Below are 21,175 nucleotides of genomic sequence, written 5' to 3' on the forward strand. Positions count from 1 at the left end.
TTGATAATATTTGCAAAAAAAGAACTGCTCCATTAGGAGCAGTTCTTTTTCATTCCTCTGTAATTTCCCAATCATAAGTTAATTCAACACTACCTTTTAAGGTCTGTGCTACCGGACAATTTCTTTCGAATACCCGTAAGGACCTCTCAGCCTCTTCCCTTTTTCCTTTTGGGATAGTTACGTCAAAATGGATGTCAATTGCTGTTATTTTCATAACCCCTTCTGGTGCTTCTATTTTTCCCCTGGCATCGGCTTTTACTTTATCTGGTGATGTTGGTATTTTACGCGCCTCCAGCGCGCCGGATAATGTACCAACCATTCATCCACCAGCAGCAGCTACAATATGGTCCAAAGTTGAAGGGTACTCCTTTTCGGGAGTTGCTTTATAAAAATCTTTTACTCCCCCGTGAACACCAAAGTAAATGGGTTCTGAGAAATCAGCTATGTAAGCTCTTCGGTTAGGTCTTTCATCTTGAACGATATGAATCTTTGAGATTTCAATTAGATCAGACATATTTGCTCTACCTCCATTCTTTTTATATATTTATTCCCTTTCGTAAAACAAAAAAACTTCTTTCATTCCCCAGGCAAGCGCAAAATATGACAGGAATATCGAATAAATATATTTTTCTTTATTAAAATTGAACAAAGCTCAGTATTTAATGTCGAACTGTCTGATTATTTAAAAATTTTCCTGTGAACTAGTTTCTCCCAAAAACGCCAGTGTAATTTGTTTTTCACAAAGATCATGAGTTTTGTTCCATTTCCTACTGGATACCGTAATTTTTTAAGTATCTTTTTTTGTGATAATTCAACTATCAAATTTGCTACTTCAATAGGATCTCCGTGCTTTGACTTCCCTTTTTCTAATTCAGAAAGAATAGCATCCATGTAACCTTCATAATCTGGAATCGGTTCTTTAGATTTTGGCAATTCCATTCCTGATGTCCAAATATTCGTTTTATAAGATCCAGGCTCGATTAAAGCTACTTGAATACCAAGCGGACTTACTTCCAATCTTAAACTCTCTGTATACCCTTCTATAGCATATTTAGAGGCGACATAAGGAGATAAGCCTGGAAAAGCCAACCGTCCACTAATGCTGCTTATATTAATAATTGTTCCAAAGCGTTGCTTTCTCATCCGTGGTAAAACCATTTTAGTTACTGCCATTAGACCAAAGACATTTGTATCAAACTGTTTTTTATATTCCTCAACAGAAACTTGTTCTACAAAACCACCCATGGCATAGCCTGCATTATTAACAAGCAAATCAACACGGTCCAATGATTCTAGTTTTCTCTGAAATTGATCAAACGTTTGATTAATTGTTACATCTAACTCTAAAGGAGTAATTCTGTTTAAAATTTCTGGGTCCGACGTAATTGATTTAAAAACATCAGCCTTTTCTATATTCCTCATAGTAGCTAAAACATGAAACCCACTTTTAGCTAGTTCAATGGATGTCAATAAACCAAAGCCACTTGAAGAACCTGTCACGATTGCTACTTTGTTCAAAACGATTTCCCCCAACCACTTTTAATAGCCTTAATCATAGCCATTCTACTATTTCTATTCTGTTTCCAAAGGGATCCTGGACATAGATTCGATTAGCACCAGGCAACAAATCATCACTTGTAAACTTAATTTGATTTTCATTCAAATAGATTTTCAGCTCTTCTAAATCTTGTACTTCAAAGGCTGGATGAGCCTTTTTAGCAGGAGTAAATGGCTCTTCAATTCCAATATGGACTTGATGATTTCCGGCTTGAAACCATACCCCACCTCTATTTTTTAAGTCTTCAGGTTTTTCAATTTCTTCAAATCCCAAAATATGACTAAAAAAATGACGAGCATCACTTTCAGATCCTTTAGGTGCAGCAAGCTGGACATGGTCAATTCCCTTAAATAAAAACATAAATACTCTCCCCCATTCTACTCTTTCGTAATGAGTGGTTTTCTGAGAATTTGAACTTTAATAGTAAAAAAACTAGGAAAGTTGATCAAATTGAAACTTGCAAACAATTAATGATGAATGATTTAGGAATGGCAATTCTACCTGAAACATCAATTAAAAATCTTGGACAAAACTTCTATCATAAGGAAAGGCTTGAATTAAACGGAGAACTATTAAAACGTGATACTTGGGTTTGTTACTCAACTAAAGCTAAAGAGTTGCCTCAGGTTAGGGCATTTTTGAAAATGATCGAAGAAAATTAAAAGTAACTACATAATCATCTATTTCTATTACATGGAAAAGGAGTGCCAAAAGCTTGATGAACATTGTATAGTTTCGGATCAATATCCAATGGTAGATCTAATACCATTTTAGAAATTTGGTAACCCAAATATGGACCAACTGTAAGCCCAGAAGAGCCTAGACCATTCGCCACAAACAATCCCTGATAATGTGGTGCTTTTCCGAAAACAGGTAAAAAACCTGGAGTAAAAGGACGAAAACCTACTCTTGTTTCTAAAATAATACTATCTGCTAAAGCGGGAGCAATTGCCAGAGCTTTGTTTAACACTTCTTGAATCCCACCAGCTGTTACTCTTAGGTCTTCTTTTTCCACATCATTCTCATGGGTTGCCCCTGCAATAATTCTTCCATTATCGTAAGCGAGTAGATATTGATCACTTGGTGGCATCACCACAGGCCAATGGCTAGTATCTTTATTCTTTATTCCGAAATGAAGGATTTGAGCTTTCTGAAAAGTTACTAAAAAATTTAAACCTAATGGCAATAATAGTTCTTTCCCCCAAGCACCAGCTGTAACAATTACAGAATCAGCAGGAATAAACTCTCCCTCTACCCTTATGCCTTTAACTTTATTTTTCTGATATTCAAGAACAGCATCACCTACAATATGAATGGCACCTAATTTCTTAGAAGCGTTAAGGAGTGCATTTCGAAATGCCCTGCCATCAACACGTGCTCCTCCACTTACAAATAATGAAGAATAGTCACTGTCTAAAAGAGGAAATAGAGCTTTTGTTTCCTCTGAAGATAATCTTTTAATTTCTCCAATTTCTGGTGCATCATTTCTTCGGTCCTTTGCAATCTTTTCTAGCTTATCTAGTTTACTTTCCTCTTTTCGAATGCAGATTGTACCAACCTGAGAATATCCTACCTCGTATTCTCCTTCTTCTTCTAATTGTTTTATTAGGGAAGGATAATAGGCTGCTCCATTCTTTGCTAATGTATACCAGGCCTTATTCCGTCTTTGGGAGAGCCATGGACAAATAATCCCAGCAGCAGCATCGGTTGCTTGTCCAGGATCATTTCGATCAACTAATAACACTTCTTTATTTTGTTTGGCTAAATGATAGGCGGTGGAAACACCAAGTATTCCTCCGCCTATAACAATAAATCGATTCATACCAACACCTGTTTTCTACCCTTTATATTTTTGAAAGACAAGAGAAGCGTTATGTCCACCGAAACCTAAAGAATTCGATAAAACTGTGGTAATCTCTTTTTCTATTGCTTGATTTGGAATATAATTTAAATCTAATTCCTCATCAGGTGTTTCATAGTTGATGGTTGGTGGTAGTATACCATCTTTTATAGCTAAGATTGAGAAAATGGCTTCTACTGCACCAGCTGCACCTAGCAAATGTCCTGTCATCGATTTTGTAGAGCTTATAGCTAGGTTATAGGCATGAGATTCAAAGACTTTTTTAACAGCAATGGTTTCATTTAAATCATTATAGTGAGTACTTGTTCCGTGGGCATTAATATAGTCCACATCTGATGGGGGGATATTAGCATCCTGTAAAGCCAACTTCATTGATCGTTGGGCCCCTTCTCCATCTGGAGCTGGAGATGTAATATGATAGGCATCTCCGGTACCTGCATATCCTACAATTTCTCCATAAATTTTCGCCTTACGTGCTAGTGCATGTTCCAGTTCCTCTAGAATTAAGATTCCGCAGCCTTCCGCAATTACAAAACCATCTCTATTTTTGTCAAACGGTCTACTAGCATGATGAGGGTCGGGATTTGTTGATAAGGCAGTCATGTTATTAAATCCTGCAACAGTCATTTCAGTAATGGCGGCTTCTGTTCCTCCGGCAATCATTACATCCATATCCCCTTTTTGAATCACACGAAATGCGTCACCAATAGAATTAGCACCAGATGCACAAGCTGTGACCGAGCAATTATTCATTCCTTTAGCTCCTAACTCAATAGATACCCTCCCAGAAGCCATATCCGGAATAAACATTGGAATAGTAAATGGACTTACCCTTTTTGGTCCCTTTGATAAATATCGTTTATGTTGCTCTTCAAACGTATCTAATCCACCAATTCCAGAACCAATCCATACGCCAGTACGATTGGGATCTGCATTTATTCCTACAGCAATTCCAGCATCCTCAATTGCCATCTTGCTAGAAGCAATGGCAAATTGAGTAAATCGCCCCATGCGTTTAACTTCTTTTTTGTCCATAAATTGACTAGGATCAAAGTTTTTTACTTCACCGGAAATGTTGATAGGTGAATTTTCAACATCTATTTTCGTCATGGGAGCAATTCCTGAAGTTCCATTTTTAATATGATCCCATGATTCTACTGCATTATTTGCTAATGGAGTAACAGCACCTAGCCCTGTAATAACAACCCTTTTCTTCACAAACTCTCTCCCCTTCACTTATATTCGCATTTATATTATTTACTTCTATGACCTAGTTCTAATTATAATGGAAGATTCTTAAATATTCATCTGTCACATTTTTATCTGCAAAAAAGTACTCACTTTTATGCAGTATAGAAGTGAGTACTTTTTATTACTTATTTGTTTTTCAGTTTAGCTAATGCCTCAGCCAATGCAGGATTTGTAAATTCCTCTTTTTCTTGCTTTTTCATGTACTTCTGTACATCACGTTTTGAAACGTTATGGTTTTTTTCTTTTTTTCTTCGCTCATTGAATGTGGAAAGCTTCTCGCGGTGTCCACATTTACAGGTAAACATTTGACCTTCTCCTTCTCCTCTAAGCTCCATACGTTTATGACAGTTTGGGCAGCGGGCATTCGTTACTTTCGCAATGTTTTTCTTATGACCACAGGAACGATCCTGACAGACAAGCATTTTACCCTTTTTGCCATTCACTTCAAGCATTAGCTTCCCACACTCCGGACATTTAGTGCCCGTAACATTATCATGCTTAAACTTTTCATCCTTTGTCTTAATTTCATGAACAATCGTTTTGGCATAAGATTTAATTTCTTGGATAAATTCTTCTTTCTTTAGCTTTCCATCAGAAATTCTAGATAATTTTTGTTCCCATTCGGCTGTAAGGATAGGTGACTTTAAATCATCAGGTACCAAATCGAGAAGTTGTTTTCCTTTAGAAGTAAGATGAACATATTTACCTTTTTTCTCAACGTAGAATGTATTGTATAGTTTCTCTATAATGTCAGCACGAGTTGCAACTGTCCCAAGTCCTCCAGTGTTTTTTAATGTCTCTACATGCTTTTTATTCTTTTGCTCCAAAAATTTTACGGGGTTTTCCATAGCCTGTAAGAGCGTTCCCTCTGTGAATCTCTCTGGAGGCTTTGTTTGATCTTTTATTAGAGAAAAAGTAATTCCTTGAAACGTTTCTCCTTGTTGAATAGAAGGGAGAACTTGGTCTTTCTCCTCCTCTTCCCTTTCATCAAGAGATTGACTCTGATAGAGCTCCTTCCAACCATTGTTCAAAACTCTTTTTCCTTTAGCTCTAAACAATGATCCATTAACTTCTGCATGAATGGTCGTTTGTTCATACTCAAAAGCTGGTAATAAAACAGCTAGAAACCTTTTCACTACCAAATCATAAATTTTAAATTCTTTATCATTCAAAGCAGACAAACGAACGGGTTGCTCAGTAGGAATGATGGCATGATGATCTGAAACTTTTCGGTCATCAACAAAAGAAGGATGACCTTTAATCTCTTTTCTTAAGATTCCAACCGCAATTTTTTTGTATTCTCCACCTGAAGAGGCCTGAACCCTTTCTTTTAAGGTTGGAACAATATCTGATGAGAGGTAGCGCGAATCAGTCCTTGGATAAGTCAGTACCTTGTGCTGTTCATAAAGTTTTTGCATGATTGATAAGGTTTGTTTAGCCGAGAACCCGAAAATTCTATTGGCATCTCTTTGCAAGTCGGTTAAATCGTATAATTGAGGAGCGAAGGATTTTTTGTGAGTTTTATCTACTTTACTCACTCTTGCTTCTTTGTTTCTTACACTTTCTAACAATTGTTCTGCCTTTTGCTTAGAAAAGATTCTTGTTTGTTTAGAAGATTGATCATACCATGTAAAGGATAATCCATCTCTTGTTTCAGCTCTTATACCATAATAATCCTGCGGCTGAAAATCCTTTATTTCTTGTTCCCTTTGTGCAATCATCTGCAATGTTGGGGTTTGAACTCGACCACTCGACAGCTGAGCATTGAATTTAGTTGTTAACGCACGTGTTGCATTTAAACCTACATACCAGTCAGCTTCAGATCTTGCTACAGCGGATGCGTAGAGATTTTCATAATGTTTACCTGGTTGCAGCTTTTGAAATCCTTCTTTAATCGCCTTATCTGTTACAGAAGAAATCCAAAGTCGTTTAATTGGCTTTTGTACTCTTGATTTTTCAATGATCCAGCGAGCGACTAGCTCTCCTTCACGACCAGCATCTGTAGCAATAATTACCTCTTTCACATCTTTTCGCGTTAACTGCGATTTCACGGTTTGAAATTGTTTTCCTGTTTTCTTAATAACCACCAACTTGAGGTTCGAAGGTAGCATTGGCAAATCCTCTAATTTCCAAGTTTTATATTTATCATCATAAGTCTCTGGGTCAGCAAGTGTGACCAAATGGCCTAATGCCCAAGTTACAATATATTTATCTCCTTCTAAATAACCATTCCTTGATTGATGACAATTTAGAATACGAGCAATATCTCGCCCAACGGAAGGCTTTTCTGCTAAAACCACTATTTTACTCATAATTTCCATTCCTTTCACAAAAACGCATTCCTATTTACTTTATCATAAGTGGTTCATTAGAGGTAAAATAACTGCTTTTTATTCATTCCGCTCATTTAATATATCGCGAATAATCTCTACATGTACTGTTGCCCAAGCATTTTCTCGGAAGTGTATTGTTACCATAATAGTAAGAATAGAGAAGTAGATTATAGTAAAAGTAAGCCACAGAAAAGAGCCGTTATTCATTAAGAATTCCTCTAAGGGACCAGAAAACAAAAATAAAAACCATGGAACTGCCGTGACGAAGATTAAGACAATTCCTGATCCATTTCGTTCTTTCATCATTCGATAATATAGTTTTTTTAAAGTATCCGTTTCTATAGATTGATAAAAGTCTTGTATTTCTTGCATTTCTTTAATCATTTTCAAATTTTTATACGAGACACCTTTATTAGACGCCTCTCTCATTTTCAAATATATTTTATGTGCATCTCCCCGAAAGGAAATCATACCTCTATCTCCCTTCTTCATAAACCAGGTATATATAATTATCAGTATGAGACTATTAACGTATCTTTAAACTAAGAAAAGCGCAAGCGCCCTCGATCATCGACGTAAGGCGGTGGACCTCATCGAGCGAGATAAAGGAAACACGGTTCACGAAGTGAATCGATGTTGACTTATCGATGGAGAGGAGGGAACCGACTCTAGTCGATAGGGCGCTGGAGCTAGCCAAATTTTATACTTTATCTTTCAAAAAAAACAGTTAGGAAAAACACCTAACTGTTAGAATTAATTGATTGACTTATATCGTCCATTGATCATGGACAACCGCAATTAACTTCCATTCACCGTCTTCTTTTTGATAAACAAGATATAGACTTTGCCAATCCATAAAGTTATTTGCTTCCGTACCTTTATCATAAAATTCTACATAAAAAGAATTTGGAAAGGCTTCTTTGATATTATTATACGTATTTCCTCTTTGTTTCATTTCGTTTATATTTTTTTCATCATACTCTATCAACTGATCTGCTTTCACAAATTGATTCCAATATTCCCTCGGTGTTAATTCCATTGGCATTCCACTACCATCGTATATTCCCCATTCGAATTTTTCTGTTCGATCCAATAGGCTAAGGACTTCATTTTTTTGAAATATCTCTGCATCATCCTTAATGTTGACATAAGGAGAGAATGTCAGCCCTTTTTTGGAATGGACAATACTTGATAGTTCCTGCATATTTCTGTCTGCCAATACTTGTAAGGTCTGTTCCGCAACTTCTTCAATAGATTCTTCTTGTGTAGGTTTATTAGAATCTTGTTCTCCATTTTGCTCTATTGAATACTTAAATACGGACCAAATACCAGCTTCGCCTAATTTAACGGGTTGATCTAATAGGAGATGGAATTTCGTCTGATCAACAAGAATTTCAAAGTATACTTCACTTGAATTAAGAGATTCAGACATCTTTTGTTGAATGACTTGAATGTCTCCTTTTTCCCCAAATTCTTGAGAAACAAAAGTAAATGCTGTATCTTGGGGATCGAGTTTCCCCGGCTGATGTCCTTGATCAACTTCCTTTTGTTCTGCATCCAATTCCTCTTGATTTCTTTCAACATCTTGCCATTTTATACTTGGGTCATTTTTCGGATCTTCTTCAGAGGCCATTTCATCTATAATTTTGAAATAATCATTTGTAAATTGGTCAACAACGCTTTGATCTATTTCATAATAGTGACCATTCACACTAACTATTCCTTTACCGTAAAAAGTTAATGAATGTAATAGTTCGGAACTATTGATATCCGCATACAAATTTAATGTCAGGCTATTAGTAGAACCTTCCTTAATTCCTTCTTTGGTTGTTTGTTTAAATTCCATCTTACCAATGGTCTCAAAGAACGAGAGAATTACTTTATCATCACTTGTACCGGTTGTTTTCTCATCTTTTATAACTTCAATAAAAGAGACATTTTCAGGTACGGAAAACGCAGAGTAATTTTCTATAATCGGTGATGTATTTGGTGGTGTATCTTGATTAGGTAAATTAGTAATAAAAAGTAAAGCAAAAATGCCTACGGCAACCATAGCCCCCATTGTCTTAAAGAAAGGGAAGCGAGGGGTTTTTTTTACTTCATAATTTTCTATGGCGGTTTGAATCAAGCTTCTCCTTTCTTTGCTCAGTTTCGGTTTTGGCATCTGAGTTAATTGCTTATCTAATTTTTGAGAATCCCTGTAGCTCATCGTCTTCATCCCTCCTTAAGATTTCTAGTAAAACTTGTCGGGCACGATGTTGAGTGGATCTTACTTTACTTTCACTCCAATTTAAAATGTCTGCTGTTTCCTTGATAGAAAGTTCTTTTACCCCTCTTAAAATTGTCACCTCTTGATAAGAAGGCTTTAATTGACGAATAGCTGAAAATATTCTATGGGTTTCTTCATTTCCATCCAAAATGAACTCAGGGGTCTCATAAGAAACTACTTCAGGAGATTTGTCTAAAGGAATTAGTTTCTTCCATTTTCTCGAACCTCTTTTTCTCCATTCATCGATGGCTACATTTCTGGCTATACTATATAACCAAGTTTTTGGGCTAGAAAGGTTTTCAAAATGTTTATAGGATTTCAAAGCCCTTATAAACACTTCCTGTACCAAATCTTCTGCATCACTGGAACCAACTCTATATAACAAAAAATGAAAGATATCGTCCCCGTATAAATCAAACCATTCAGATATTATCTCTTTATGGTCCACGCCTCCTTCACCTCCATCTTACTTCTAATCAATTAGACGTATCATATCAAAAAACATTGCAAAATGACTGAAAAGTTTTCAAAAAATAAAGCATCCATTTTTAAAAATGAATGCTCTGTGTTCTCACAGAATATTTTACTCTTCTTCCTCAAAAGAGCCACGCTTCATGTTCTTTCCATGGTAGATCTCGTCCATTTCAAAAATGAGGTTATCTGTTATTTCTTCTTGCTCTTCTTCTGTTAATTTGTCCTTTGAATACCCAAATAAATAATTATCTAAATCAAAGTCTTTCAATTTACATTTAGTATGAAAAATGTGCTCTGAATAAATATTCACATCAATCATGTCGTACATTTCTTTTACTCTGGCTGGTAAATAATTTTGTATGGAGCTTATGTCATGATCAATAAATAATTTTGTACCATCTTCAGCTCTAGTAAATCCTCTTACTCTATAATCCATGGTCATTACATCTGTTTCAAAGGAATGAATCAAGTAGGTTAGAGCTTTTAGAGGTGAAATTTCACCGCATGTTGCTACATCAATGTCCGCGCGGAAAGTGCTTATTCCCTCTTGTGGATGATATTCCGGATATGTGTGGACGGTGATATGACTTTTGTCTAGACCAACGAGTACTGCTTCTGGAAGTGGGCCTGGTGATTCATCATAAGATTCTTCAGGAACTTCAACAACTGGACCTTCAGATACTAAAACTGTTACACTCGCTCCTTGTGGAATATAGTCTTGCTTGGCAACATTAAGAACATGTGCTCCAATTATATCAGCAACGTTAGTTAAAATATGCGTTAATCGATCTGCGTTGTATTGATCATCGATATATTCTATGTAGGCTTCCCGTTCTTCTTTAGTTTTTGTATAACAAATATCATACATATTAAAGCTTAATGTTTTCGTAAGATTGTTAAAACCATGAAATTTAATCCGTTCTTCATGTGATAAATTCATAACAAAATCCCCCTTACTCAATTATTCATAGAGTACCCAAACTCACAAAGAAAAAAACAATCCTATATAAATTAGGATTGTTTTTTATATTGTAGAATTAACTAACCGTATTTCGTAGAATTCCAATTCCTGTTATTTCTATTTCAATAAGATCACCTGTTGATAAATATCTTGGAGGTTTAAAACCACTCCCTACTCCAGCAGGTGTACCAGTTGCTATGATATCTCCAACTTCTAATGTGGTACCTTCAGAAATGACAGAAATGAGTGTTGGAATATCGAAAATTAACTGTTTGGTGTTCGAGCTTTGACGAACTTCTCCATTAACTCTTGTTTCAATAGATAGTTTATGAGGGTCTTTAATCTCATCCTTATGAACAATGTAAGGTCCCATCGGACAAAAAGTATCTAGACTTTTCCCTAGTAGGAACTGTTTGTGCTTTTTTTGACGATCTCTAGCTGTAACATCATTGATAATTGTATAGCCAAAAATATATTCCATTGCCTCTTCTTTTGGAATATCTTTTCCTTCTTTCCCAATGACAACAGCAAGCTCTCCTTCATAGTCTAGTGCCTGCGTTACATGTGAATGGGATAAAATATCTTGTTCCGGTCCAATGACTGAGGTAGGAAGTTTAGAAAAAAGCATAGGATCTGTTGGAATATCAGCTTCACTTCCCATTTCAATGGCATGTTCTTTATAATTTTTTCCCACACAAAATATATTTTTTCTTGGACGAGGTATTGGGGCGAGTATTTCAATATCAGTTGTATGTAAAAAGTATTGTTTATCAAGTTCTACTAAATGTTTGAGCTCATCCTTCCAATTCTCATATTCTTTGATCCATTCGATCATTGTGTTTGGAAAAAAATCCTTTTTTAAATAATCTTTAAAGACTTGCTGTAAATTTATTGTACCTTCTTCACTGATTATACCTATACCAAAAGACTGGTCTACCTTATTTTTAAAGGTTATGAATTTCATGGTTTGCCCCCTATTTTCTTTCCTTTAGATAACCACAATTTATAGGGTGAATTCAAGTAATCATACATAAAGCGAAACTTCAATCAGTGACCGTCCCCACTGATTGTTAGCACCCAAGGGTATGACCTAAAGACCCTTGAACCAATCGGACATTTACGGGCAGTTTATCCCCCACCTACTCTTTTTGTTTCACTTAAGACTTGAGGCGGGGGTATTACTCCCATGAAAATAAAAGATTGAATTTTTCATCCTTGGTGGTGAAACTTGCTTCATGGTTGGCCGCCGCCCATTCATGCGGGATAAATGAAGAAAGGTAGGGAATTCTAAAAAAAGGAGGTGTATTTATTATGGCAAATCCATACTTATGCCCAAATTGTAAAACCAATTACTCTCGCTTTAATATTATTGAGCAAGTAGCGAGACCCGTAAAACTAGATCCACGTTCAGGAGAAGTAGTGGATGAGTATTCAAGTGGTCAATTAGATCCCTTTCACCATCCTTACAATGGACCAGAGACAAAAGTTCAATGTGGGTCATGCGGTCTAATTGAAGATGAAAGAGCTTTTGTTAAATTTGCAGAATATCATAGAAAATAAATAGTTGAAACAGGTGGAAAAGCAACTTCCACCTGTTTTTTGATTGAATCTATTAGACGAATATACACACACCTGTTCTTTAGCGGTAATAAAATATAAATAAAAATAAAAATTTAATGGGAGTGGGTTAATGTGTACCGTCGACGATTAAAAAGAAGAGGTGGATTTTGTCTTCCGGGATATCTTTATTGTGGGCCAGGGTGTAGCGGTCCTGGAAAACCAGTGAACGTTCTAGATGCTATTTGCCAGGAACATGATTTATGTTATCAAGTTTCAAGGAATCGTTTTTTATGTGACCAAAAGATGTTGGCACAATTACGTCCGTTATTAAAATTACGAACTCGTGAAGGAAGAGATGCCAGATTGGTTTATTCTTTTATAAATATGAAAATCAGGCTTTAGTTCTCCACTTTTTTATGAGCTGCTGAATTTCTTCCTGCTTAGTAATACCTCTTTGATCTGGTGTCTCTAATATGAATGGTACTTGTATTAATGGAGGAGAAGTAAGAATGGTATCAAAATGACTCTCCTGTATATAACCGTTTATGAAGATCGGTTCATGCCGGTCTTTTCCAGATTCAGAAGGGTATTTTGAATTATTTAAATGTATGACTCAATCATTTTTTGATAACCTTCTAAGGGATTATTTTCACTTCTGTGTTTTCCAAAATACACGACTACCCCATTAGATCCACATACATTCGTGATTTCCAAATCATTTTTTAACGATTGAAACACCATTTCTTCTTTCTCTTTAGTGGGAGTCAAGTCTGTTGGATAAGGGGGATGGGATACTGAAATAATATGATTTTTTCAATAAATTCCTTTGCTCTTTTAGCATCAGCCTTATCAAAATCCTTTATAGAAAGGCTCCATGGATTTTTAGGGAAATATTGAAAGGCAGATGTACCTATATCATGCACTTTTTTTGCAGCACCATAATAACCTTCTCGAATACTAATATGGCATCCAAACATGAATAATTCATTCACCTCAATTTTGGCAACCAGGACAAAAAAAGGTTTTTCTTGATGAAATCTTTTCTCTTATAATCGTTGCCCCACATCTGTCACATTTTTCTCCCTTTCTGTTATAGACCTTAAAGTGTGGGACATATCCACCTGTGCGTTGATCACCAACAAAAAATAGTTCAGACATGTATCCCCCCTATTTGAAGCTTCCTTCAAAATATGTTGAATGGAAAGAAAAAGTTGTTTCACTTGCTCCGCGGTTAGCTCATTCATATTTTTCATTGGGAGAATTCTCGAGTGGAAACAAATTTCATCCGAATAACGATTACCAATCCCAGCTATAAATTGTTGATCAGTTAATGTTGTTTTCACCCTTCCTCTTTTTGATGATGCTTCTTGTAGAAATGTTTCGAGTGTAAAGGAAGGATCCAAAGGTTCGCGGCCTAAGTCTTTTAATTCATTTTCGGTAGCTTCTTGAGATAATAGATGCAAATAGCCGAGCCTTAGACCAATAAAGTAAAGATGATAATCTCCAAAAGAAAGAGTTACTTGAGATGTTCGATTAGGCTTTTCTTCTTTTGTCCCATAAAACATGGAACCACCTAACATTAGATGAAGCAATAGGATCTTATTGTTTTCTAAATGGAAAAGGAGATGTTTAGCTCTTCTGGAAATAGAAACAATTTTCTTTCCTAGCAGCATTGAGGTAAAGGAATGAGCGGGAACATTAATGGACTTCTCTCGTTCAATTGTGACATGAGTAATCGGTTGATTTATAATTTGTTGTGAAAGTAGTATCTTATAATTTTCCATTTCGGGTAATTCTGGCATCCTCATCCCACCTTATGTAGACCTCAGAGAAACTCTGAGGTTGTTTGAATAAAAGTAAGAAAGCTAAATCTGTTTAGCTTTAGCAAAAAGACTTCAACGAATATTCTTCGGGGTTTTGCCTCGAGTAATTGCACTAAGGGAAGCTACTTAGACCTTCTTTGCGGAAACAAGTGCTTTTCTTGTTTCGAGGGGCAACCTATCGACTAGAGTCGGTTCCCTCCTCTCGATCGATAAGTCAACATCGATGAAGAATGTTCGGTTAAAAAAGCGACATCCTGAGCCTGCGATCATTCGGCCCACCGAAATGATTAGCAACGTCTACATACCCGCATCCTGTGGGCCTTACGTCGATGACCAAGGGAGATTATGCTTTTCTTACCTTATAGTCCACCACAATATTTCCCTGCTTGCTGATAAATAATTTGATCCCTTTCTCCCCCATCAGCTAACTCTTCTGCAAATGGATGGTTGGGATTCTCTCTTAAATATTCATTTTCACCTGGTGCAAAATTGTCTTGTTGCAAACTAAATTCCTCTATCCCAGGATGTTTTGTTTTTTCTTGAATTTCTGGAATTTCAATTTTTTCAATTTCTTTCTCAAACGGCTTTGTTTTCTCACTCACCATGACTCCTCCTTATTATCTTTTGGACTTAGGACGATTGTGCTTGGAACGGTTAAAAAGTTCTCCACCTTCTGGTAAGCTTTCCTTCGGAGTTTGATTATTAGTTAATGCCGCATTTTCTTGACCATGTCTTTTTTTCATAAATAAATCCCTCCTCCTTGTTATTTTGCGAGGAATTTTATATGCTAGTCAGGAAAAATCAAACAAACTAATCTAAATCATGATTAATTAAATATTCATCAACAAGGTGCTCAATCTGATCATGTTCAGGAAATTCACCATGAAAAGAAAAGATAATTTCTTCCACGAACTCTCCATTATGATAGACATGTACAGCTCCCTTTTGTTGAATTACACTAAACTCCGGTTCAAAACGATACCCGCTTCTTTCAATAGCACCCATAGGAATCCTCCTGTTAAGTTAACGAATTTCGAAATACAATATAGTAAATAGTTCACCTATAGTTTGTGCAGAAAATATTCGTATAACCTCTAAAAAAGGAAGATGTCGTTTGAATAAAGAATATTTGTTTCAACACACCATTTATCATGTTATTACTGGTTCAACTGTGTATGGGTTAAGAATAACCACTTCTGATCAGGATGAAAAAGCGATAGTATTATTGCCTCTCAAAGAAATTATCCAACTAGGGAAAGAATGGGAAACGAGTGTTTTTCACGAACCTGATTTAGAATTTCATTCTTTAAAAAAATTCATGAATCTTATGCTCTCCCAAAATCCAACTGTACTTGAGCTTTTATTTGTTCCGGAATCCTTTATTTTAAAACAAACTGACTATGGGGAAATGTTAAGAAACCAACGCTATTCATTCTTATCAAAAAAGTGTTATTTCACTTTTGGTGGATATGCGAAAGACCAATTAATGAGGATAAAAAAGAATCAAAAAGTTAAATCTGAACAAAATCTTTATAAACACGCCATGCATTTGACAAGACTTTTGTTGATGGGAATTGAAATCCTTCAAGAAGGGGAGCTTATTGTAAATAGACAAAAGGATTATAAATTGTTAATAGATATTAGAAATGGAGAAGTTTCTTGGATAGAATTTTTTAAATTTATAGATGATTTATTTTTAAAATTAGAAAAAGCCAACAATCAAAGTATTCTACCCGAAAATCCGGATCTAAAGAAAGCTAATGACCTGTATTTTTCGATCGTGAAAGAGTATTTTCACTTAAAATAAAAAATGTGCCAGGATATGGCACATTTGGTGTTTAAAGGTTATTGTACTGTTGCATAATTTCATCCTCAGCAATTTCTTCATTAGCTGCCTCAAGATGTTCATGTTCATCAACAGAGTCTCCCTCCAGGCGATCTGGAGTCGTCCATGGCACATTAGATGACAATCCTGCTCTAATCCCTATACTCCCTTTATTATTGGTTTGGGTTGGTACTTCGAATTTTTTCTTTTGTTTTTCACTCATATAGTCTCACCTCTTACTTAGTATTGCCTTTTACATATCATTCATGTAATCACTGATTAGAAATTGTAAGAAGCGATCTTCAAACTCTTTTGCTTCATCTTCATCCAAAACATTGTTCACTATTATAGAAAAGATGATGGATTTACCATTAGGGACCTCTAAATAGCCTGAGAGTGAACTAACAGTAGTTAACGTTCCCGTCTTTGCCGAAACCATAAAATCTTGTGGGAGGTCGTTCATTCTAAATCGGAGAGTTCCACCAAGCATTCGGTCAGGATTTCCTGCGATAGGAAGCGAATTTCTAAATTCGGTAAACCAAGTCTTGTCTTGAATGTGAAAAAGGAAGTTTGTGATTTCGTTTGGTGGAATCAGATTAGCTTGTGATAATCCTGATCCATCTCTTAATTGAATGATATCTGTATCAAGTTCCATCTTTTTTAACCAATCATCGACAACCTCAAGACCATTTTCCCAGCTACCTTCCCCTTTTTCTACCTTTCCCATTTCTTTAACAAGGGTCTCGGCATGCCCGTTATTACTCAGTTTCATAAATGGAATAAGAAGTTCTTTTAATGGAATGGACTGACTCTCATAAATTATTTTAGATTCTTTTGGGACAATACCTGTTTTTATTTCTCCTTCCACAGAGATTCCATACTCTTGTAATATCTCCTTAAATACAAAAGCGGTATATTTTGCTGGATCCCAGACTGATATCCAATCCCTGCTTCGACCTACATCAGCAGGGATTTTACCGGTGATTTCAACGGTATTCTCCCCATGCTTCCGATGTATGGTAATTGTATTCTCCTTCCCTTTTTCAACAGTAGATGCGTCGTTAATGACTTTAATATAATCTGTTGAGGGAAATAGAAAGATTTTGGGAGAATCTCCCACAGCATCTCCTGGAAAGACATCGACTATAATGGTTCCTGCATCATAATCTTTTGTTGGGGATAAAGTAAGTGCAGAAATTTGAGCTCCATAATAAGTCTCTTCATCCTCCCAAACCAAATCCTTCGAATAACGAACATCATCATACCAGTGATCATCCCCTATTAAATTTCCCTCTATCGTATGAACTCCTTTTTCTGATAAAGCTTTCGCAAACTCCTCAAGGTCAGATGGTCGTAGAGTAACATCGCCCATCCCTACTAAATATAAATCACCTTTCAGACTCCCTCGTGTTATTTCACTATCCGTTTTAAGCATGGTTCGAAAAGTATAATCCTCACCTAAAACATCAAGTGCAGATGCTGCAGTAATCAGTTTTAAATTGGATGCAGGTCTAAAGGGTATTTCTCCATTTTTTTCATATATTAGCTCACCAGTTTGACTATCCCTCAAACTAATTCCAACCATTGAGTTTTTTACTAACTCATCTTGTAAAAGAAAATTTTCAATTTTGTTAGTAATGGACGATTGGTTAGTAATAGGTGCCTGGCTATTATTTGCTTCGACAAAAGGAAATCCGCCCACTAAGAGTACACCAAGTAAAAGAAAACCTTTAATCATCTGGTATTTTTTCATTATATTCCACCTTTTACACCTCATGAAAATTTGTATATTAAAACATATTCTTCATTATTACTCATCTACCCTTTTTTATAATTGTGGATAAAAAAATTAGAACGTCTTCTATATTGAAAACGTTCCTTTTTTAGTGAAGTGTTCTCCACGGTCAAGGATAAAATCCTTCGGAAATACAAAAGCAAAACTACTATCTTTTAGATTCCTTCCTGTTATGTCTACTCCTTCTCCATACCAGAAGGCTTGCCAAATAAACTTGGAACAATAATTATTTGACATTCTTTTAAGATTCCATGTGAAAATGTATCGTGTAACTTGATGAATGTTCTCTAGTGCCCATTTAGAGGCGCCATTTACCGATAATAAATTCGGACGTAAGACATGAAGCTGATCTCCTTGGATATGCCTTCTGCTGTAACGCTCTAGGGAATCGATATGTCCATTGGGTTTAACTTGATTCACATGAAATACATTGTCATTAGGACCTATGAAAGCCAAATGACCTACTAGTAATGTCCCTCTATTTATCTTATAGGAATATAAAAGATCTCCTTCTTTGATAGTAATAGATGTATTAGGATAGTACTTTTTCACTTTAACACCTCGGTTAAATCTTTATAATTTCCCTATAATTAGACTAGTTTATACCTGATGTATTATTTCGTAGTTCTTGTTGAATTTTTCTGCAAAAGAAAATATTTCATCTTCATTCAACATAAACGTATCCTCAGAAACGCCGCTTATTTTTTTAACAATCTTTTTCTCAACAAAATTCATTTTACTAACTAAAAACTCGCCTCCAAATAAACTTGTTGCAACTGCATGTTTTCGTAATTCTTCCGGAAATGCTGCTTCAAATTGTTGAGTCGCTATTTCACCTGTTCTCATACAACAGAGAAATAACCCAACATTCTTCAACAATAAAGAGGACAGATTGGACTTTACAAATTGTTTTACCTTTCCCTGAATATTGCCAGCGTGAATAGACCCTCCAATAATAATATTATCATAGAGAGAAACATCTAAATGGGTGTCCATTTCTTTCTTTTCCTTTAGATCTGCAACAATAATTTCACCGGAAATTTTTGACGCTAGTAATTTTACAGCTTTTGCAGTTGTCCCGTGCGACGAACAATAAACAATAAGCGTATACATAACAGACCTCCGATTCCTTTCAAATTTTACATAATGAAGAATCAATTTCTAGTCAATTTATTATGTAGTCAAGCCGGATGAAAAATCACAAACTTTTTTCAACAATTTTCTGACATTTTTAATTAGAAAACCAAGCAGAAAATTTGCTTGGTCTAATGTTCTATTTCATATTCTTTAGTATCGTTTTCCCATTAACTTGCTCAACTTTTCCTTCTTTCATTAACCGTCCCAAAGCTCTCTTAAAAGCCGATTTACTCAATTGAAAAAAGTCATTAATTAATTCTGGATCACTTTTGTCTGACAATGGCATTTCTCCACCGTTTTCTCTAATAAAAGATAATATTGTTTCTGCATCTTCGTATAGTCTTTCATGCTTTAGAGGGAGGAGAGAAATATTAATGGTCCCATCTTCATGTACAGCAATCGTTCTACCGCTAACCCATTCACCCATTCGAGGCTCTCTCGTTCGCTCAGAAGGATGAATAAACCCTCTAATTCCCTGTTCTGTGATTATAAATGAACCTGTTTTAGTGGCCCTGTAGACCCGTCCTTCAATCTTTTTGTTTAAGATAGAAATTTGTGCATGGTCTCTTTCCTGGTTAATCATTTCTTCATTTACTGGAACAGCAAGAAGCCTTCCCTTCTTGTCTATATCTAAACATACAAACAACTCATCACCAGGAATAGGCCAAACCTCCTCATATAGAGGTAAATCATCCTTTGATACTAAAATTTCCTTTTGAATGCCTATATTAACAAACACCCCAAGATTAGAAACCTTTTCAACAACCTTTGCCCAATCATATATATTGAATTGAATCTCAGGTATTGCCATAGTACCAACGGTTTGCCCTTTTTTATCCTGATAAAGAAATACATCGACTTCTTTTCCTTCTTCTAGACTCTCGGTAGCCTCGTTGTGATGTAATAACACCTCGGTCTCTCCATCACTTAAGACATATCCGCTCTCCATTTTTCTTTTAACTATCAGATTTTCTACTGTTCCTACTTGTAAAGTCATTTTACTACCCCTTTTGAACTTAACATTCTTGTCCTACCGACCATTATACAGAAGTTCGTTATTTTTAAAAAACAACCATTCTTAAAAAATAAGAAGGACTGTCTACATTATTTTAGTTCAATAGTGCTGTAAAATCTACTTCCTTATCTTATGAAATGCTTGATCTAAGTCCTGAATGAGGTCCTCAATATCCTCTATACCTGCTGAATATCTTATGAGCCCTTCTGGTATTCCCATTGCAGCTCTTTCTTCAGGCGTGCACTCTACATGACTTGTGGTTCTGGATGGCCCAACTATTGTTTCGACTGATCCTAAATTTGCAGCACGGTTTGCAAATGTAAGCTCTGGTAAAAAACCTTGAAGAGCATCAACTCCCCCTTTTATGGAAAAGCTTAACATCCCTCCGAAACCATTCATTTGTCCTTTTGCAATTTCATGACCAGGATGATCTGGTAAACCTGGATAAAATACATTTTCTACAAGATCCACAGTTTTTAAATATTTCGCAACATCCATAGCATTTTGATTCTGCTGTTGAATTCTTAACTTGAGAGTTTTCATTCCCCTCAGCAACAAATAGGCAGCCATAGGGCCTAAGGTTGCACCGTTGATTTCACGGTAATGGTAAATCTGATCAACTAATTCTTTGCTTCCGCAAACACTCCCTCCCAAGGCATCTGCGTGCCCTCCTAAAAACTTTGTAGCACTATGAATGACCAAATCCGCTCCAAGTTCTAGAGGATTTTGGTTAATAGGGGTAGCAAAAGTGTTGTCAACTATTACAATCGCCCCTTCTTCTTTCCCTATTTGAGCCATCCTTACGATGTCTGTAATCTTTACTGTTGGATTGGTTGGAGATTCTAAATATAAGACACCGCAACCTTTTTTTATCTCCTTTTCCAACTGTTCATGATTCCCCGTATCACACAGGGCTACATCTACTTTTTGCTTTGGGAGAAATTCCGTAAAAATTTTATTAGTTCCACCATATGTGTCTTTAATAGATACAATCCTATCCCCTGGGAATAAGAAAGTATTTAGCGTATTACTTATGGCAGCCATTCCAGTAGAAAAACTGGTACAAGCTTCTGCTCCCTCAAGTAACCGTATTTTTTCTTCAAATGCTTCTACAGTTGGATTTGTATTTCTACCATAAATATGACCATCTTTTTTACCAATTGCGACATCATACCACTGATCCATGTCGTCGTATCCATAAGAAACGCTGTGAACTACTGGTACTTGTGTTGCTCCAAAGGCAAGGTAATTTTTTTCTCCTGCCCACACAGTTTTTGTCCCCATTTTGACTTGATCCATTTCATTTCCCCCTA

Annotated in this window: 29 protein-coding genes; 4 read left to right on the forward strand and 25 right to left on the reverse strand. The window is 36.0% G+C overall.

Features of this window, described 5'->3' with window-relative positions; genetic code table 11:
• Positions 1 to 49: 49 nt before the first annotated feature.
• From RZN25_03905 to RZN25_03920, 4 genes are all read right to left on the reverse strand, one after another.
• Positions 50 to 319 carry an OsmC family protein gene (locus RZN25_03905; GenBank protein ID MEQ6375964.1) on the reverse strand — a complete coding sequence of 90 codons (270 nt, stop codon included), beginning with the start codon at positions 317 to 319 and terminating at the stop codon, positions 50 to 52.
• Entirely contained in the window at positions 320 to 514 is a 195-nt protein-coding gene (locus RZN25_03910) for a hypothetical protein (protein ID MEQ6375965.1), read from the reverse strand.
• A 164-nt stretch (positions 515 to 678) separates the two neighbouring features.
• On the reverse strand, positions 679 to 1,524 hold the full coding sequence (locus tag RZN25_03915; protein MEQ6375966.1) for an SDR family oxidoreductase: 846 nt from the start codon (positions 1,522 to 1,524) through the stop codon (positions 679 to 681).
• A gap of 28 nt (positions 1,525 to 1,552) precedes the next feature.
• Positions 1,553 to 1,918 carry a VOC family protein gene (locus RZN25_03920; protein ID MEQ6375967.1) on the reverse strand — a complete coding sequence of 122 codons (366 nt, stop codon included), beginning with the start codon at positions 1,916 to 1,918 and terminating at the stop codon, positions 1,553 to 1,555.
• A gap of 14 nt (positions 1,919 to 1,932) precedes the next feature.
• Here RZN25_03920 and RZN25_03925 point away from each other — a divergent pair, with 14 nt between their 5' ends.
• Positions 1,933 to 2,220, forward strand: coding sequence for a LysR substrate-binding domain-containing protein (locus RZN25_03925; GenBank protein ID MEQ6375968.1), 288 nt, complete (start codon positions 1,933 to 1,935; stop codon positions 2,218 to 2,220).
• A gap of 14 nt (positions 2,221 to 2,234) precedes the next feature.
• Here RZN25_03925 and RZN25_03930 read toward each other — a convergent pair whose 3' ends face one another.
• From RZN25_03930 to RZN25_03965, 8 genes are all read right to left on the reverse strand, one after another.
• Positions 2,235 to 3,380 carry an FAD-binding oxidoreductase gene (locus RZN25_03930; protein MEQ6375969.1) on the reverse strand — a complete coding sequence of 382 codons (1,146 nt, stop codon included), beginning with the start codon at positions 3,378 to 3,380 and terminating at the stop codon, positions 2,235 to 2,237.
• 15 nt (positions 3,381 to 3,395) lie between these two features.
• Positions 3,396 to 4,637: a beta-ketoacyl-ACP synthase II gene (gene fabF, locus RZN25_03935; protein MEQ6375970.1), complete on the reverse strand. Its 1,242-nt coding sequence runs from the start codon at positions 4,635 to 4,637 to the stop codon at positions 3,396 to 3,398.
• Positions 4,638 to 4,795: 158 nt separating this feature from the next.
• Positions 4,796 to 6,982, reverse strand: coding sequence for a DNA topoisomerase III (locus tag RZN25_03940; GenBank protein ID MEQ6375971.1), 2,187 nt, complete (start codon positions 6,980 to 6,982; stop codon positions 4,796 to 4,798).
• Positions 6,983 to 7,060: 78 nt separating this feature from the next.
• Positions 7,061 to 7,474 (reverse strand): hypothetical protein, encoded by a 414-nt coding sequence (locus tag RZN25_03945; GenBank protein ID MEQ6375972.1) that lies wholly within the window; start codon positions 7,472 to 7,474, stop codon positions 7,061 to 7,063.
• 295 nt (positions 7,475 to 7,769) lie between these two features.
• Positions 7,770 to 9,212, reverse strand: coding sequence for a hypothetical protein (locus RZN25_03950; GenBank protein ID MEQ6375973.1), 1,443 nt, complete (start codon positions 9,210 to 9,212; stop codon positions 7,770 to 7,772).
• A complete protein-coding gene (locus RZN25_03955) occupies positions 9,181 to 9,720 on the reverse strand; it encodes an RNA polymerase sigma factor (protein ID MEQ6375974.1) in 540 nt (179 codons plus the stop codon). The genes RZN25_03950 and RZN25_03955 overlap by 32 nt, the downstream gene beginning before the upstream one ends.
• 135 nt (positions 9,721 to 9,855) lie before the next feature.
• A complete protein-coding gene (speD, locus tag RZN25_03960) occupies positions 9,856 to 10,686 on the reverse strand; it encodes an adenosylmethionine decarboxylase (GenBank protein MEQ6375975.1) in 831 nt (276 codons plus the stop codon).
• A gap of 97 nt (positions 10,687 to 10,783) precedes the next feature.
• Positions 10,784 to 11,671: a fumarylacetoacetate hydrolase family protein gene (locus tag RZN25_03965; GenBank protein MEQ6375976.1), complete on the reverse strand. Its 888-nt coding sequence runs from the start codon at positions 11,669 to 11,671 to the stop codon at positions 10,784 to 10,786.
• 347 nt (positions 11,672 to 12,018) lie between these two features.
• Between RZN25_03965 and RZN25_03970 the strand changes: the two genes are divergently transcribed.
• The gene (locus RZN25_03970) at positions 12,019 to 12,267 is read left to right on the forward strand and encodes a DNA alkylation repair protein (GenBank protein MEQ6375977.1); all 249 of its coding nucleotides are present in this window, start codon (positions 12,019 to 12,021) and stop codon (positions 12,265 to 12,267) included.
• A gap of 132 nt (positions 12,268 to 12,399) precedes the next feature.
• Entirely contained in the window at positions 12,400 to 12,669 is a 270-nt protein-coding gene (locus RZN25_03975; GenBank protein MEQ6375978.1) for a hypothetical protein, read from the forward strand.
• Between the two features lie 198 nt (positions 12,670 to 12,867).
• Here the strand turns inward: RZN25_03975 and RZN25_03980 are convergent, their stop codons facing one another.
• The 7 genes from RZN25_03980 to RZN25_04010 all read right to left on the reverse strand — a co-directional run bounded on the left by RZN25_03980 (position 12,868) and on the right by RZN25_04010 (position 15,095).
• On the reverse strand, positions 12,868 to 13,008 hold the full coding sequence (locus tag RZN25_03980) for a hypothetical protein (GenBank protein MEQ6375979.1): 141 nt from the start codon (positions 13,006 to 13,008) through the stop codon (positions 12,868 to 12,870).
• A gap of 23 nt (positions 13,009 to 13,031) precedes the next feature.
• Complete coding sequence (locus RZN25_03985) at positions 13,032 to 13,259, reverse strand: hypothetical protein (protein MEQ6375980.1); 228 nt, start codon at positions 13,257 to 13,259, stop codon at positions 13,032 to 13,034.
• A gap of 1 nt (position 13,260) precedes the next feature.
• Complete coding sequence (locus tag RZN25_03990) at positions 13,261 to 13,320, reverse strand: hypothetical protein (protein ID MEQ6375981.1); 60 nt, start codon at positions 13,318 to 13,320, stop codon at positions 13,261 to 13,263.
• Complete coding sequence (locus RZN25_03995) at positions 13,314 to 14,069, reverse strand: DNA-formamidopyrimidine glycosylase family protein (GenBank protein ID MEQ6375982.1); 756 nt, start codon at positions 14,067 to 14,069, stop codon at positions 13,314 to 13,316. Before RZN25_03995 ends, RZN25_03990 begins: the two co-directional genes overlap by 7 nt.
• A gap of 380 nt (positions 14,070 to 14,449) precedes the next feature.
• Positions 14,450 to 14,692, reverse strand: coding sequence for a hypothetical protein (locus RZN25_04000; protein MEQ6375983.1), 243 nt, complete (start codon positions 14,690 to 14,692; stop codon positions 14,450 to 14,452).
• 15 nt (positions 14,693 to 14,707) lie between these two features.
• The gene (locus tag RZN25_04005) at positions 14,708 to 14,833 is read right to left on the reverse strand and encodes a hypothetical protein (GenBank protein MEQ6375984.1); all 126 of its coding nucleotides are present in this window, start codon (positions 14,831 to 14,833) and stop codon (positions 14,708 to 14,710) included.
• 67 nt (positions 14,834 to 14,900) lie between these two features.
• A complete protein-coding gene (locus RZN25_04010) occupies positions 14,901 to 15,095 on the reverse strand; it encodes a YbxH family protein (GenBank protein ID MEQ6375985.1) in 195 nt (64 codons plus the stop codon).
• 109 nt (positions 15,096 to 15,204) lie between these two features.
• Here RZN25_04010 and RZN25_04015 point away from each other — a divergent pair, with 109 nt between their 5' ends.
• The gene (locus tag RZN25_04015) at positions 15,205 to 15,897 is read left to right on the forward strand and encodes a nucleotidyltransferase domain-containing protein (GenBank protein ID MEQ6375986.1); all 693 of its coding nucleotides are present in this window, start codon (positions 15,205 to 15,207) and stop codon (positions 15,895 to 15,897) included.
• A gap of 31 nt (positions 15,898 to 15,928) precedes the next feature.
• Here the strand turns inward: RZN25_04015 and RZN25_04020 are convergent, their stop codons facing one another.
• From RZN25_04020 to RZN25_04045, 6 genes are all read right to left on the reverse strand, one after another.
• Complete coding sequence (locus RZN25_04020) at positions 15,929 to 16,138, reverse strand: hypothetical protein (GenBank protein MEQ6375987.1); 210 nt, start codon at positions 16,136 to 16,138, stop codon at positions 15,929 to 15,931.
• 30 nt (positions 16,139 to 16,168) lie between these two features.
• A complete protein-coding gene (dacB, locus tag RZN25_04025) occupies positions 16,169 to 17,668 on the reverse strand; it encodes a D-alanyl-D-alanine carboxypeptidase/D-alanyl-D-alanine-endopeptidase (GenBank protein ID MEQ6375988.1) in 1,500 nt (499 codons plus the stop codon).
• Positions 17,669 to 17,776: 108 nt separating this feature from the next.
• A complete protein-coding gene (locus RZN25_04030) occupies positions 17,777 to 18,262 on the reverse strand; it encodes a hypothetical protein (GenBank protein ID MEQ6375989.1) in 486 nt (161 codons plus the stop codon).
• A 48-nt stretch (positions 18,263 to 18,310) separates the two neighbouring features.
• Complete coding sequence (locus RZN25_04035) at positions 18,311 to 18,823, reverse strand: flavodoxin domain-containing protein (GenBank protein MEQ6375990.1); 513 nt, start codon at positions 18,821 to 18,823, stop codon at positions 18,311 to 18,313.
• Between the two features lie 160 nt (positions 18,824 to 18,983).
• The gene (locus RZN25_04040) at positions 18,984 to 19,844 is read right to left on the reverse strand and encodes a S1-like domain-containing RNA-binding protein (GenBank protein ID MEQ6375991.1); all 861 of its coding nucleotides are present in this window, start codon (positions 19,842 to 19,844) and stop codon (positions 18,984 to 18,986) included.
• Between the two features lie 135 nt (positions 19,845 to 19,979).
• Entirely contained in the window at positions 19,980 to 21,161 is a 1,182-nt protein-coding gene (locus RZN25_04045; GenBank protein ID MEQ6375992.1) for a cystathionine gamma-synthase family protein, read from the reverse strand.
• Positions 21,162 to 21,175: the final 14 nt, after the last annotated feature.

It is taken from the genome of Bacillaceae bacterium S4-13-56 (assembly GCA_040191315.1).
GTDB lineage: Bacteria > Bacillota > Bacilli > Bacillales > JAWJLM01 > JAWJLM01.

Excerpts from the sequence above, each read along its gene's own strand:
- RZN25_03905 (MEQ6375964.1), bottom strand. The coding sequence starts at position 319 with ATGGTTGGTACATTATCCGGCGCGCTGGAGGCGCGTAAAATACCAACA.
- RZN25_03910 (MEQ6375965.1), bottom strand. The coding sequence starts at position 514 with ATGTCTGATCTAATTGAAATCTCAAAGATTCATATCGTTCAAGATGAA.
- RZN25_03920 (MEQ6375967.1), bottom strand. The coding sequence starts at position 1,918 with ATGTTTTTATTTAAGGGAATTGACCATGTCCAGCTTGCTGCACCTAAA.
- RZN25_03930 (MEQ6375969.1), bottom strand. The coding sequence starts at position 3,380 with ATGAATCGATTTATTGTTATAGGCGGAGGAATACTTGGTGTTTCCACC.
- RZN25_03940 (MEQ6375971.1), bottom strand. The coding sequence starts at position 6,982 with ATGAGTAAAATAGTGGTTTTAGCAGAAAAGCCTTCCGTTGGGCGAGAT.
- RZN25_03945 (MEQ6375972.1), bottom strand. The coding sequence starts at position 7,474 with ATGATTTCCTTTCGGGGAGATGCACATAAAATATATTTGAAAATGAGA.
- RZN25_03950 (MEQ6375973.1), bottom strand. The coding sequence starts at position 9,212 with ATGAGCTACAGGGATTCTCAAAAATTAGATAAGCAATTAACTCAGATG.
- speD (MEQ6375975.1), bottom strand. The coding sequence starts at position 10,686 with ATGAATTTATCACATGAAGAACGGATTAAATTTCATGGTTTTAACAAT.
- RZN25_03965 (MEQ6375976.1), bottom strand. The coding sequence starts at position 11,671 with ATGAAATTCATAACCTTTAAAAATAAGGTAGACCAGTCTTTTGGTATA.
- RZN25_03970 (MEQ6375977.1), top strand. The coding sequence starts at position 12,019 with ATGGCAAATCCATACTTATGCCCAAATTGTAAAACCAATTACTCTCGC.
- RZN25_03980 (MEQ6375979.1), bottom strand. The coding sequence starts at position 13,008 with ATGGTGTTTCAATCGTTAAAAAATGATTTGGAAATCACGAATGTATGT.
- RZN25_03995 (MEQ6375982.1), bottom strand. The coding sequence starts at position 14,069 with ATGCCAGAATTACCCGAAATGGAAAATTATAAGATACTACTTTCACAA.
- RZN25_04005 (MEQ6375984.1), bottom strand. The coding sequence starts at position 14,833 with ATGAAAAAAAGACATGGTCAAGAAAATGCGGCATTAACTAATAATCAA.
- RZN25_04010 (MEQ6375985.1), bottom strand. The coding sequence starts at position 15,095 with ATGGGTGCTATTGAAAGAAGCGGGTATCGTTTTGAACCGGAGTTTAGT.
- RZN25_04020 (MEQ6375987.1), bottom strand. The coding sequence starts at position 16,138 with ATGAGTGAAAAACAAAAGAAAAAATTCGAAGTACCAACCCAAACCAAT.
- dacB (MEQ6375988.1), bottom strand. The coding sequence starts at position 17,668 with ATGAAAAAATACCAGATGATTAAAGGTTTTCTTTTACTTGGTGTACTC.
- RZN25_04035 (MEQ6375990.1), bottom strand. The coding sequence starts at position 18,823 with ATGTATACGCTTATTGTTTATTGTTCGTCGCACGGGACAACTGCAAAA.
- RZN25_04040 (MEQ6375991.1), bottom strand. The coding sequence starts at position 19,844 with ATGACTTTACAAGTAGGAACAGTAGAAAATCTGATAGTTAAAAGAAAA.
- RZN25_04045 (MEQ6375992.1), bottom strand. The coding sequence starts at position 21,161 with ATGGATCAAGTCAAAATGGGGACAAAAACTGTGTGGGCAGGAGAAAAA.